We start from the raw sequence: 11,727 nt of genomic DNA, 5'->3' as shown, positions 1-11,727 counted from the left end.
GGATGCGAACGACGCACTCACGCCAGCAGCTTCACGATCTTGGGGGCGATGTCTTCGGGCTTCACCGTCGGGGCGAAGCGCTCCACGGCCTCGCCGTCGCGGTTCACCAGGAACTTGGTGAAGTTCCACTTCACCCCCTGCGTGCCCAGCAGGCCGGGGGCCTGCTCCTTCAGTTGCCGCCACAGCGGATCGGCCTTGTCGCCGTTCACCTCCACCTTGCGGAACACCGGGAAGGTCACCGGATAGGTGGTGGAGCAGAAGGTGGCGATCTCCGCGTCGCTGCCCGGCTCCTGATTGCCGAACTGGTTGCAGGGGAAGCCCAGCACTTCGAAACCCTTGTCCCGAAAGCGCTGATACAGTTCTTCAAGCCCGGTATATTGCGGCGTGAACCCGCACTTCGAAGCGACGTTCACGATCAGCAGAACCTTGCCGCGATAATCCTCCAGGCTCACGTCGGGCCCATCCAGCGTCACCGCACGATGATGATAGATGTCGTCTGCCATTTGCCTCTCCCCGATAGCGTGCCGGATTTTTCCGCTTCATGGGGCCGCATCCGCCGAAAGAAAAGGGCAAAGCCCGCCCTGTCCACAGCTTGATCGGATGGCCGGGTGCCTACCCGCAAAAAAGAAGGGCCCGGTTGTCGCGACCGGGCCCCTCCGAGGGTCGCTCTTCGTGCAAATCGGTCAGTCGCGCTGTCCCAGGAAGCTCAGCAGGAACTGGAACAGGTTGATGAAGTCCAGGTAAAGGGTCAGTGCGCCCATGATCGCCGCCTTGCCGGCCATGTCCGTCCCGGCGACATAGTCATAGGTGTCCTTGATGCGCTGCGTGTCATAGGCGGTCAGTCCCGCGAAGATCAGCACGCCCAGGATCGAAATCGTCAGCGCCAGCGCGCCGGACTGCAGGAACATGTTCAGCAGCATGGCGACGAGGATGCCGATCAGGCCCATCACCAGGAAGGTGCCCAGCCGGCTCAGATCCCGCTTGGTGGTATAGCCATAGAGGCTGAGGCCCGCGAACGCCGCCGCCGTCGCGAAGAAGGTCGTCGCGATGGAGGTGGAGGTATAGACGAGGAAGATCGTCGACATCGACGCGCCCATGATCGCGGCAAAGGCCCAGAACAGGCCCTGCACGGCGCCTTCGGACATGGTCTGATATTTGAAGCCCAGCAGGAACACGAAGGCCAGCGGCGCCAGCGCCACGACCCAGCCAAGGCCCGAAAGCCCGCCCATCGGGTTCACCAGCGCGTTCACCGCGCCAGTATAGGCCATGCCCAGCGCCACGAGGCCCGTCAGCAGAATGCCGGACATCATGTAATTATAGACGCTCAGCATATGCTTGCGCAGGCCGGCGTCATATTCGGCAGCAGCGGTCCCGGCGCGGGCGGTTGCGGCGCGTCCAAAGCGGGGATCAGCCTGATTAACCATCGAAGTCCTCTCCATCGTTCCGGGGGGTCGCGCACCGTTGCTCAAACTTCCGGCCTGATTCAACGGGCACCCGGCTCGACGCTCTATATCGCCCATGTAACAAGCGGTTTCAAGGAAATCCAGCGAAATCTTTCACCGGTGAAATATTTCAATTCTCCCTGAGAACGCCCGCAACCTTCGCGCCCAGCGCCGCCCACGCGCCCGCCAGCCCCAGCACCAGCGTCACCGCCGCGCCCGCCAGAACAGTGGCAAGCGCAACGCCCCAGTCCGGCGCCCACACGAACTTCAGCACCTGCGTCACGACGATCCAGCCGGCGATCCCGCCCAGCAGCAGGGCGATCCCCGAAACCAGAAGCCCAAGCCCCGCATATTCAAGGCCCGCCGCCGTCATCAGCTGCCTGCGTGTCGCGCCCAGAGTCTTCAGGATCACATTGTCGCGGATGCGCGCCCGCGCCTGGCTCGCCAGCGCCCCCACCAGCACGGCAATGCCCGCCAGGATCGCCACGCTCGCCGCCGCGCGCACCGCAATGCCCATCTGCCGCACAAGGTCGCCCACCTCGTCCAGCACATCCTTCACCTTCACCACCGAAACGGTGGGGAAGGCGCGGCTGACGGTGCCGGTGAACCCGGCCTCGGCCGCATCCGGCGGCGTCACCGTCGCCATCCAGCTATAGGGCGCGTCGCGCAGGGTCGCCGGATCATAGACCAGCACGAAGTTGAACCCCATCGAATCCCAGTCCACTTCGCGCAGCGAAGCGATGGTGGCGGTGATTTCCACCCCCAGCACCGACACGGTGATGCTGTCGCCCACCTTCAGCCCCAGCAGCGCGGCCTGCTCGGCGTCCATCGAAACCAGCGGCGGCCCGGCATAGTCCTTGGGCCACCATTTGCCCGCCACGATGCGATTTCCCTTCGGCACTTCGGCCGCCCATGTCAGCCCCCGGTCCCCGCGCAGCACATAGCTGCCTTCGGGCACATCCTTCAGCTCCGACGCCGGCACGCCGTTCACCGCCGTCACCGGCCCGCGCAGGCTGGGCACCATGGTCAGCTCGGAACCTGTGGGCAGCGTCGCGCGGAAGCGCGGCTCGTCCTCCTTGGGCAGGTCCAGCAGGAAAAAGCCCGGTGCCTTGTCGGGCACGGTCTTGCGCAGTTCCGCGTTGAAACTCGTCTCGATGAAGGCCAGCGTCGCGAACAGGCTGAGCCCAAGGCCCAGCGCCACCACCAGCTGCCGGGTCATTGCGCCCGGCCGGTGCAGGTTCGAAAGCGCCAGCCGGGGCAGCACCTTGCGCGGCCGGGGCAATCGCGCCGCGCCGCGCCGCACCAGCGTGCCCGCCCCGAACAGCAGCAGCAGCACGGCCGCCGCACCGCCCAAGAATCCGGCGGCGAAGATCCGCTCGTCCGCCTGCCAAACGGCCAGCGCCGCCACCACGGCGCCCGCCCCCAGCGCCACGGCCAGCGCCCGCACCGAAGGCCAGGGCCAGGCTTCCACGCTGCCCCGGAAGATGCGCTGCGCCGGCAGGGCGCCGGCCCTTGCCAGCGGCGGCACCGCAAAGGCCAGCGCCACCAGCAGCCCGAAGGCGATTGCCGTCAACATCGGTGCCCAGTGCAGCCCCAGCGCGGGCGGAACCGGCAGCGCATCACCCGCCACCTGCACCACCACCCAGGGCACGGCCGCCCCCAGCAGCGCGCCCAGCATCGCGGCCGCCAGCGCCACGCCGCCCACCAGCAGCAGATAGGCCTTCAGCACCAGCGAAGAGGAACCGCCCAGCGCCTTCAGCGTGGCGATCGTTCCGGCCTTGCGGTCCAGATAGCTGCGCACGCCATCCCCCACGCCCACGCCCGCCACCGCCAGCGCGGTCAGGCTCACCAGCGTCAGGAACTGCCCCAGCCGCTCCACGAAGCGGCGCACGCCCGGCGCGCCGTCCTTGCTGTCGGCCAGTCGCCAGCCGGCGTCCGGATGGGCCTTCTCGATCGCCTCGCGCACCGCAACCGCGTCCGCGCCGGGCGGCAGCTTCAGCTTCACATGGTGGCGATAAAGGCTGCCGGGCTGCACCAGCGCAGTCTCCGCCAGCCGCTCCATCGAAATCAGCACGCTCGGCCCGAAGGTGAAGCCTTCGCCCGCCTTGTCGGGCTCCAGGGTCAGGATGGCGGCAACCGGCATCCGCGCCTCGCCGATCCCCACCTCGTCACCCACCCTCAGGCCCTTCTGGGTCGCAAGATCCTGTGCAACCACGGCCCCCCGGCCCAGCGCGGCCTGCACGGCGGCGTTGCCGCCGCCGCCCGCCACATCGGCCGCGCCGTAAACGGGCCAACGCCCGTCCACCGCCTTCAGCTCCGCCAGCAGCTGCCGCCCGGCCGCCGCACCCGTCTCCCCGCGCACCATCGCGCGCATCTTGATGTTGTCCGACCGCGTGCCGCCAAAGCCGTCCAGCGTCGCCAGTTCGTCGGGCGTCGGCCCGCGCTGCGTCAGCTGCGCCTCCACGTCGGCACCAAGGATGGATTGCCCCTGCTCCTGCAACCCCTTGCCGATCGCGGTTGCCAGGCTGCCCACGCCCGCCATCGCCAGCACGCCCAGCAACAGGCAGATGAACAAAAGCCGCAGCGCGCCCAGCCCGCCGCGCACTTCGCGAAGGGCAATGCGCGCCGCCAGCGGCCATTCGCGAACCGGCGCGACCGCGCGCGGCATCGGCGTCATCACGTTCACGCCACCGTCTCCGCATCGACAAGGCTGTCGGCCACGATCATCCCGTCGCGCATGCGGATCACCCGGCTGCAATGCGCGGCCAGTTCCTGGTCATGGGTGATCAGCACCAGCGTCGCGCCCGTTTCCGCCAGCCGCCGCATCAGCAGCGCAACCACGGCATCGCCGGTCGCCGCGTCCAGATTGCCGGTCGGCTCATCCGCGAAGATCAGGGCAGGGCGCACCGCCAGCGCCCGGGCCAGCGCCACGCGCTGCTGCTCGCCGCCGGAAAGCTGGGTGGGGTAATGCGTCACCCGATGCCCCAGCCCCACGGCCTCCAGCTCGCGCCGCGCCTCGGTGAAGGGGTCGGCATGGCCCGCCAGCTCCAGCGGAATGGCCACATTCTCCAGCGCGGTCATGGTGGGGATCAGGTGAAAGGCCTGCAGCACGATGCCGATGCGCCCGCGCCGCGCCTCCGCCAGCTGGTCCTCGGAAAGCCCCACGATGTCGGCGCCGGCCACCCGGATCGTCCCCCCCGTCGCGCTTTCCAGCCCGGACAGCACCGCCATCAGGCTCGATTTGCCGGACCCGGATGGCCCCAGGATCGCCAGCCGTTCGCCGCGCGCCACCTGAAGGTCCACGCCCTTCAGGATCTCCACCCGCGCCGCGCCGTCGCCAAGCGCCAGCTTCACATCCCGCGCATAGATCACCATATCGGCGGCTGCGGCAGTTCCGTGCATGGAGTCCCCTTTTGAAAACGGCGTCGGTGGCGAATTCGCAATCATATGGGCGGCACCTGCCGCTTTACCAGTTCCTGTCTTTCATCGCGGCAACATTTGCCCTGCTGCTTGCAGCGCCCGCCACCGCGAAAGACCAGCTGGTTCTCGCCTTGGGTGACAGCCTCACGGCCGGCTACCAGTTGAAGCCAAACGAAAGTTTCCCCGCCCAGCTGCAGGCCGCTTTGCAGAAAGAGGGCCGCAAGGTCCGTGTCCACAATGCCGGCGTCAGCGGAGACACCACGGCGCAGGGCAAGGCCCGGCTGAACTGGGTGCTGGCCAGCCAGAAGCAGAAACCCGATCTCGCCATCGTCGCGCTGGGCGCGAACGACATGCTGCGCGGCCAGCCCCCGGCACAGGCCCGCGCCAACCTCGATGCGATCCTCACCGATCTCGGGAAGCGCGGTATTCCCGTCGTGCTGGCGGGCATGATGGCGGCCCCCAACATGGGCGCGGCCTATGCGAAGGAATTCAACGCCATCTACCCCGCACTGGCGAAGAAGCACGGCGCCACGCTCTACCCCTTCTTCACCAACGGCGTCACGGCAAACCCGAAGCTGCTGCTGGCCGATGGCATGCACCCCAATCCGGCCGGCGTCGGCGTGATGGTGAAGAACATCCTCCCCACCGTCCGCAAGGCACTCGACGCGCAAGAATGAGGTCGCCCGAATGAGGCTGTTCGTCGCCCTTCGCCCGCCGCCCGATGTGCGCGATGCGCTCACCGCGCTGATGGGCGGCATCGAAGGCGCACGCTGGCAAAGCGACAACAACCTCCACCTGACGCTCGCCTTCATCGGCGAGGTGGACGGGCATCAGGCCGAGGCCGCAACCGACGCGCTTGCCACCGTAATTGCCCCGCCGATCGATCTGTCTCTGGGCCAGTTCGGCAGCTTCGATGCGGCCCGCACGGACCGGACGTCAACGCTCTGGATCGGCGTCAGCCCCGCAGAGCCTCTTGCCGCGCTCGCCGCCGCGATCCGGGCCGCCCTGCGCCGCGCGGGGCTGGAACCGGATGCCCGCAAGTTCGTTCCCCACATCACCCTGGCCCGCTTCAGCCGCGCCGGCGCGCCCCGCGATGCCCTGCGCCCATGGCTCTCCACCCAGTCTCCGCCCCGCGAAACCTGGCGAGCAGACATCTTCCACCTCGTCGAAAGCCGCCTCGGCCACAGCGGCCCGCACTATGAGCCCATCGCAGGCTTTGCGCTGACAGCCGCCTAGCGCCGATCCGGGGGCGGCATCCTCACAGAAAACTCTGCGGGTCCACGTCCACCGTCACGCGCACGCTGGACGGCAGCTCCACCCGCCCCAGCCAGTCCCTCACATAGGCCTGCAGCGGCGATGTCCGTTTCGCATGCACCAGCAGCCGGTGGCGGTGGCGCCCGCGCAGCATGGCCAGCGGCGCGGGTGCCGGCCCCCACACCTCGATCCCCGGCGCATGGGGCGCGGCCTGCCCCAGCCGCTTCGCCGCATCCGCCGCCGCCGCGCCATCCAGCGCAGACACCACGATCGCCGCCAGCCGCCCGAACGGCGGCATGCCCGCCGCCAGCCGCACCTCGCGTTCGGCGGCATAGAATTCGTCGCGCGCGCCATGCAGCAGCGCCTGCATCACCCGCGCACGCGGCTGGTGCGTCTGTAAAAACACCTCGCCCGGCTTCGCGCCGCGCCCCGCGCGGCCGGCCACCTGCCCGATCTGCTGGAACGCGCGTTCACCTGCGCGCAGGTCACCGCCCTCCAGCCCCAGGTCGGCATCCACCACGCCCACCAGCGTCAGATTGGGGAAGTCATGCCCCTTGGCCAGCATCTGGGTGCCGATCAGGATATCCACCTCGCCATTGGCCACGGCCGCCACCAGCCCGGCCATGTCGGCGGATGTGCGGATGGTGTCCGAAGTCGCCACCACGGATTTCGCGTCCGGCCACAGCAGCGCCACTTCCTCCGCCAGCCGTTCGACGCCAGGGCCGCACGGCGCAAGGCTGTCCGCCTCGCCGCAGCTGGGGCAGGCTTTCGGCGTCGGCATCGAATGGCCGCAATGATGGCATTGCAGCCGCCGGGCGAGCCGATGCTCCACCAGCCAGGCGGTGCAGTTGGGGCACTGGATGCGCTCCCCGCAGGCGCGGCACAGCGTCAGCGGCGCATAGCCCCGCCGGTTCAGGAACAGCAGGCTCTGCTCCTTGCGCGCCAGCCGTTCCTCCACCGCTTTCGCCAACGGCGGCGCGATCCAGCGCCCGCGCGGCGGCGGATCGCGGGTCAGGTCAATCAGGTGGATATCGGGCAGCAGCGCCCCGCCATGCCGGTCCGGCAGCCGCAACTCGCGGTAAGTGCCGCGCGCCACCTGCTCCATCGTCTCCAGGGCGGGCGTCGCCGTCGCCAGCACCACCGGCACGCCCTCGAACTGCCCGCGCATCACCGCCACGTCGCGCCCATGATAGGGCACGCTTTCCTCCTGCTTGAAGGCCTGGTCATGCGCTTCGTCCACCACGATCAGCCTGAGGCCCGGCATCGCCAGGAACAGCGCCGATCTGGCCCCCACCACCACGGCTGCCTCGCCGCTGGTGATCGCCCGGAACGCCGCCCGCCGGGCCGCGGGTGTCAGCCCGGAATGCCACATCGCCGGCGCAAAGCCGAAGCGCTTGCGGAACCGTTGCAACCACGCTTCCGTCAGCGCGATTTCCGGCACCAGCACCAGCGCCTGCCCCCCCTCCCGGATCGCCTGCGCCACAGCCTCCAGATAAACCTCGGTCTTGCCCGCCCCGGTCACGCCGTCCAGCAGGAAGGGCTGGGCCCGATGCGCTGCCACCGCCGCGCACAGTTCACCCGCAGCCACCCCTTGCGCCTCGCTCAGCACCGGCCCGGGGGGCAGGGCAGGGCGGCTCACCACCACATCCTCCTCGCCAACCTCGGCCGGCAGCAGCACACCGGCCTTCACCAGCCCGCGTAACGTCTCCACCCGCGCCTCGGCGGCGGCGGCCCACACGGCCAGCGGCGCGGGGCCGATACCGCGCACGGCGTCCAGCCGCTCCAGCATTTCGGCCCGCGGTCTGGATTTCGTCTGCGGCAAGTCGCCCAGCACATACTGCCCCGGCCCCTTTGGCGGCGCCAGGAACGCCGATTGCGGCAACACCATCCGCAGCACGGCAGAGGGCGGGGCCAGATAATAATCCGCCACCCAGCCCACCAACCGGCGGATCGGCTCCGGCACCGGCGGCATGTCCAGCGCGCGAATCTCGCGCAGCTTCGCCTCGTCCACGGGCCGGGTCTCGAACACGCCGTCGTCCCACAGCACGCCCGGCACCCGGCGCGGTCCCAGCGGCGCTTCCACCACCGCGCCCGGCGGCAGGCCGTCGGGCACCAGATAATCCAGCGGCCCCAGCCCGTGCTGCAGAAGAAGAACCGTGCCGCGCATTGACTCAACGCCTAGCGTCGGGCTTTGAACGCCTCAACCTCAAGCCCCAAGGATGCACCCATGAAATTCTTCGTCGACACCGCCGACGTCGCCGAAATCGCCGATCTGGCCGCCACCGGCCTTCTCGATGGCGTCACCACCAACCCCAGCCTCATTCACAAGTCGGGCCGGAAGTTCCTGGAGGTGGTGAAGGAAATCTGCGGTCTGGTCGATGGCCCCGTCTCCGCCGAAGTCGTCGCCCTCGATCTCGATGGCATGCTCCGCGAAGCCGATGTCGTGCGCAACCTCGCCCCCAATGTCTGCGTGAAGCTGCCGCTGACGATGGATGGCCTGAAGGCCTGCCGCCGCCTCACGTCGGAAGGCACGCAGGTCAATGTCACCCTCTGCTTCTCGGCAAATCAGGCGCTGCTCGCCGCCAAGGCCGGCGCCAGCTTCATCTCGCCCTTCGTCGGCCGTCACGACGATATCGGCTTCGACGGCATGGACCTGATCGAGGATATCCGCCTCATCTACGACAATTACGACTATCAGACAGAGATCCTCGTCGCCTCGGTGCGCCACCCGATCCACATCCTGCAGGCCGCCAAGATCGGCGCAGACGTGGTCACCGCCCCGCCCGCCGTGCTGAAGGGGCTGGCAAAGCACCCGCTCACCGAACGCGGCCTCGAACAATTCCTGGCTGACTGGGCGAAAACCGGCGAAAAGATCGCCTGATGGATGCAGGCGGCCTCGTCAGCGCCTGGCTCGCCAGCCTCGCCAACGAGCGCCGCCTTTCCGCCCACACCCTGCGCGCCTACCGCGCCACGCTCGATCGCTTCCTCGGGCACTTGAACCATGCGCACGGCCGCCCGGCCGATTCCGCCCTGCTGGAATCGCTGGACGCCGCCGACATTCGCGCCTTCCTCGCCGCCCGGCGCGCGGAAGGCCTGTCCAATGCGTCCGCCGCCCGCGAACTGTCCGCCATCCGCACCTTCGGCGGCTACCTCAGGGAACGCCACGGCCTCCGCCTCGGCGGGCTGGAAGGCGTCGCCAGCCCCAAGGTCCGGAAGGGCCTGCCGCGCCCCATCTCTCCGGTGGATGCCCGCGCGCTTGCGGAAACCACGGGCGAGTTCCACGACGAGCCCTGGCTCCAGGCGCGCGACACCGCCGTCCTCCTCCTCCTCTATGGCGCGGGCCTCCGCATAGGGGAGGCGATGTCGCTGACCGGCGCGATCCTGCCGCTGGGCGAAACGCTCCCGGTCACCGGCAAGGGCCGGAAAACCCGCACCATCGTCCTACTTCCCGCCGTGCGCGACGCCATCGATCAATATCTGAAACTCTGCCCCTACGCCCCCGCGCGCGATCAGGCCCTGTTTCGCGGCGCGAAGGGAGGCCCGCTCAACGATGCGGTCTTGCGCGCCACGCTCCGCAAGGCCCGCGTCGCGCTGGGCCTGCCCGACAGCGCCACCCCTCACGCCCTCCGCCACAGCTTCGCCACCCACCTGCTGGCGCGCGGCGCGGATCTCCGCACCATTCAGGAACTGCTCGGCCACGCCAGCCTCGCCAGCACCCAGATCTACACCAGCGTGGATACCGCACGGCTGCTGGACGTGTACCGAAGCGCCCACCCCCGGGGCTAGGCAGCCGTTACCGCGCCGGGGCGCGATCCATGTCGAAGATCAGGAACAGTTGCCACACCAGCGTCAGCACGGCGAGCCCGGACAGCACCCAGGGATGTCCGATGCTCACCGCAGACCAGTCGAACTCGCCTGCATTCATCTTCTTGATATGGTTGAAGTTCTGGGTCATCCCTACCACCAGCCCCATCAGCCCCGTCACCGCCGCGACATAGCGCGGCAGCAGCCGGTCATAGCCCTTCAGCAGCAGGATGATCGAAAGCACGCCCAGCGCGAACCGCTGCACCCGGCAATAGGGGCAGGGATGAACGAGCCCGGCAATGTCCAGCGCCAACGTGCCCAGCACCACCAGCAGCACGAACGCCGCCACCATCCGCCTGTTCTGCAAAATCGCTGAAAGCGTCCCCATCCTGGCCCCCCCCGTTTCATCCCCATGCCCGGCAGGCACGGAACATAGCGCACCGTAACGCGCGGCCAAGGCCCTGCAAGTCCCTTCCGGCACCCCCCTTGCCATCTTCTGCCAATCCCATAGTCTCCGGCCTTGAGGGGGGCCGGCATGAAGGCAGGGTCTGGGGCGAAAATCGGCCCGGTGGCGGGCACGTTCCTGGTGGCGACCACGATGATCGGCTCGGGCATCTTCATGCTGCCCGCCACGGTCGCCGCCATCGGCAGCATCTCCGTCATCGGCTGGGTCATTGCCGCCATCGGTGCCCTTCTGATCGGGCTGACCCTCGCCATCCTGTCCAGAGATGAACCCCATGGCACTTACCTGGATTCGATCGCCCATGTGCTGGGCCCGGTCGCCGGTCTCGTCTCCACCATCCTGTTCGTCATCTCGATGCTCATCAGCCTGCCGATGGTGGCGGTCGCCGCTGCCGGCTACACCAGCTTCCTCTTTCCCGCCCTGTCCTCGAACACCGCCACCATCGCGCTGACCCACGCCTATATCTGGATCTTTGTCGCGGTGTCCTGGCGCGGCGCACGGCTGATCGCCAGCGTCGGCACCGCTTCGCTGGTTGTCGGGCTGGTGCCGCTGATCCTCCTCGCCACGCTGGGCTGGGGCAAGTTCGATGCAGAGATCTTTCGCAGCAGCTGGAACATCTCCGGCAAATCCAACGCCTCGGCCGCCATGTCCGCCACCCTCATCCTGTTCATGGCCTATCTCGGCCTGGAGAACGCCTCCATCGTCCGCGAACAGATCGAAAATCCCCGCCGCAACGTGCCCATCGCAACCGTGTGCGGCATCCTGTTCTCCACCCTCATCTACATCGCCTCCACAACCGTGGTGTCCGGCCTGATCCCGGCGGCGACGCTCGCGAAATCCGCGGCGCCGTTCGCGGATGCAACCGCCGTGCTGCTGGGCGCCGTGGCGGCCATGCTGGTCGCCGTGTGCGGCGCCGCAAAGGCTGCCGGCACGCTGGGGGCACTGCAACTGGAAACCGTGGAATGCGTCGTTGTGATGAAGCGCCAGGTTGCCGGCGGCAGCCTGTCGCGCAGCGGCACCAACATCGCCGTCGGCGTGATCGCATCCGCAATCGCGCTCTTCACGGCATCCCCCAACGTCGCCAGCCAGTTCGGTGTCCTGGCAACCGCGCTGGTCACAACCAGCATCCTGTCGCTTGTGCTCGCCGGGGTGGCGCTGGCGAAAACGCGCAGCGGCCTGCCCCGTGCCACCGGCATTGCCTCCGTCCTCTTCTGTGTCGGCCTGCTGGCCGCGCAGCCGTTGAAAGACATGATGGTCGCCGCCCTCCTGTGCATCGCCACCGCCGCCCTCACGGCCATCCTGATTGCCTGGCGTCGCCGCATGGCCGCCACCGCCAACTGAACG

11 protein-coding genes are annotated in these 11,727 nt (G+C 68.5%); 5 read left to right on the top strand and 6 right to left on the bottom strand.

Going from position 1 to position 11,727, the window contains the following annotated elements; translation table 11 throughout:
• Positions 1-17: 17 nt before the first annotated feature.
• From ACE3O8_RS05355 to ACE3O8_RS05340, 4 genes are all read right to left on the bottom strand, one after another.
• Positions 18-503, bottom strand: coding sequence for a glutathione peroxidase (locus tag ACE3O8_RS05355; protein ID WP_374387552.1), 486 nt, complete (start codon positions 501-503; stop codon positions 18-20).
• 180 nt (positions 504-683) lie between these two features.
• On the bottom strand, positions 684-1,424 hold the full coding sequence (locus tag ACE3O8_RS05350; protein WP_374387550.1) for a Bax inhibitor-1/YccA family protein: 741 nt from the start codon (positions 1,422-1,424) through the stop codon (positions 684-686).
• Positions 1,425-1,572: 148 nt separating this feature from the next.
• Positions 1,573-4,119: an ABC transporter permease gene (locus ACE3O8_RS05345; RefSeq protein ID WP_374387554.1), complete on the bottom strand. Its 2,547-nt coding sequence runs from the start codon at positions 4,117-4,119 to the stop codon at positions 1,573-1,575.
• Positions 4,120-4,124: 5 nt separating this feature from the next.
• The gene (locus tag ACE3O8_RS05340) at positions 4,125-4,844 is read right to left on the bottom strand and encodes an ABC transporter ATP-binding protein (RefSeq protein WP_374387548.1); all 720 of its coding nucleotides are present in this window, start codon (positions 4,842-4,844) and stop codon (positions 4,125-4,127) included.
• A gap of 26 nt (positions 4,845-4,870) precedes the next feature.
• Here ACE3O8_RS05340 and ACE3O8_RS05335 point away from each other — a divergent pair, with 26 nt between their 5' ends.
• Positions 4,871-5,539 carry an arylesterase gene (locus ACE3O8_RS05335; RefSeq protein ID WP_374387546.1) on the top strand — a complete coding sequence of 223 codons (669 nt, stop codon included), beginning with the start codon at positions 4,871-4,873 and terminating at the stop codon, positions 5,537-5,539.
• Positions 5,540-5,549: 10 nt separating this feature from the next.
• Positions 5,550-6,098 carry an RNA 2',3'-cyclic phosphodiesterase gene (gene thpR / locus ACE3O8_RS05330; RefSeq protein ID WP_374387544.1) on the top strand — a complete coding sequence of 183 codons (549 nt, stop codon included), beginning with the start codon at positions 5,550-5,552 and terminating at the stop codon, positions 6,096-6,098.
• A gap of 22 nt (positions 6,099-6,120) precedes the next feature.
• Here thpR and ACE3O8_RS05325 read toward each other — a convergent pair whose 3' ends face one another.
• On the bottom strand, positions 6,121-8,283 hold the full coding sequence (locus tag ACE3O8_RS05325) for a primosomal protein N' (RefSeq protein WP_374387542.1): 2,163 nt from the start codon (positions 8,281-8,283) through the stop codon (positions 6,121-6,123).
• 60 nt (positions 8,284-8,343) lie between these two features.
• Between ACE3O8_RS05325 and fsa the strand changes: the two genes are divergently transcribed.
• Positions 8,344-8,997 (top strand): fructose-6-phosphate aldolase, encoded by a 654-nt coding sequence (gene fsa, locus ACE3O8_RS05320; RefSeq protein WP_374387540.1) that lies wholly within the window; start codon positions 8,344-8,346, stop codon positions 8,995-8,997.
• Positions 8,997-9,902 carry a tyrosine recombinase XerC gene (locus tag ACE3O8_RS05315; protein ID WP_374387538.1) on the top strand — a complete coding sequence of 302 codons (906 nt, stop codon included), beginning with the start codon at positions 8,997-8,999 and terminating at the stop codon, positions 9,900-9,902. Before fsa ends, ACE3O8_RS05315 begins: the two co-directional genes overlap by 1 nt.
• Positions 9,903-9,909: 7 nt before the next feature.
• On the opposite strand, the gene ACE3O8_RS05310 is transcribed toward ACE3O8_RS05315, so the two are convergent.
• Complete coding sequence (locus ACE3O8_RS05310) at positions 9,910-10,308, bottom strand: disulfide bond formation protein B (RefSeq protein WP_374387536.1); 399 nt, start codon at positions 10,306-10,308, stop codon at positions 9,910-9,912.
• A 147-nt stretch (positions 10,309-10,455) separates the two neighbouring features.
• On the opposite strand from ACE3O8_RS05310, the gene ACE3O8_RS05305 reads away from it, so the two are divergent.
• On the top strand, positions 10,456-11,724 hold the full coding sequence (locus tag ACE3O8_RS05305; RefSeq protein ID WP_374387534.1) for an amino acid permease: 1,269 nt from the start codon (positions 10,456-10,458) through the stop codon (positions 11,722-11,724).
• Positions 11,725-11,727: the final 3 nt, after the last annotated feature.

This window comes from Sandaracinobacter sp., assembly GCF_041909755.1.
GTDB lineage: Bacteria > Pseudomonadota > Alphaproteobacteria > Sphingomonadales > Sphingomonadaceae > Sandaracinobacteroides.
Note: the sequence above shows the minus strand (reverse complement) of the source record. Positions and strands in the feature narration are given on the sequence as shown.

Coding starts and splice junctions, on each gene's coding strand:
- ACE3O8_RS05355 (WP_374387552.1), bottom strand. CDS start 503: ATGGCAGACGACATCTATCATCATCGTGCGGTGACGCTGGATGGGCCC.
- ACE3O8_RS05350 (WP_374387550.1), bottom strand. CDS start 1,424: ATGGTTAATCAGGCTGATCCCCGCTTTGGACGCGCCGCAACCGCCCGC.
- ACE3O8_RS05345 (WP_374387554.1), bottom strand. CDS start 4,119: ATGACGCCGATGCCGCGCGCGGTCGCGCCGGTTCGCGAATGGCCGCTG.
- ACE3O8_RS05340 (WP_374387548.1), bottom strand. CDS start 4,844: ATGCACGGAACTGCCGCAGCCGCCGATATGGTGATCTATGCGCGGGAT.
- thpR (WP_374387544.1), top strand. CDS start 5,550: ATGAGGCTGTTCGTCGCCCTTCGCCCGCCGCCCGATGTGCGCGATGCG.
- ACE3O8_RS05325 (WP_374387542.1), bottom strand. CDS start 8,283: ATGCGCGGCACGGTTCTTCTTCTGCAGCACGGGCTGGGGCCGCTGGAT.
- fsa (WP_374387540.1), top strand. CDS start 8,344: ATGAAATTCTTCGTCGACACCGCCGACGTCGCCGAAATCGCCGATCTG.
- ACE3O8_RS05315 (WP_374387538.1), top strand. CDS start 8,997: ATGGATGCAGGCGGCCTCGTCAGCGCCTGGCTCGCCAGCCTCGCCAAC.
- ACE3O8_RS05310 (WP_374387536.1), bottom strand. CDS start 10,308: ATGGGGACGCTTTCAGCGATTTTGCAGAACAGGCGGATGGTGGCGGCG.
- ACE3O8_RS05305 (WP_374387534.1), top strand. CDS start 10,456: ATGAAGGCAGGGTCTGGGGCGAAAATCGGCCCGGTGGCGGGCACGTTC.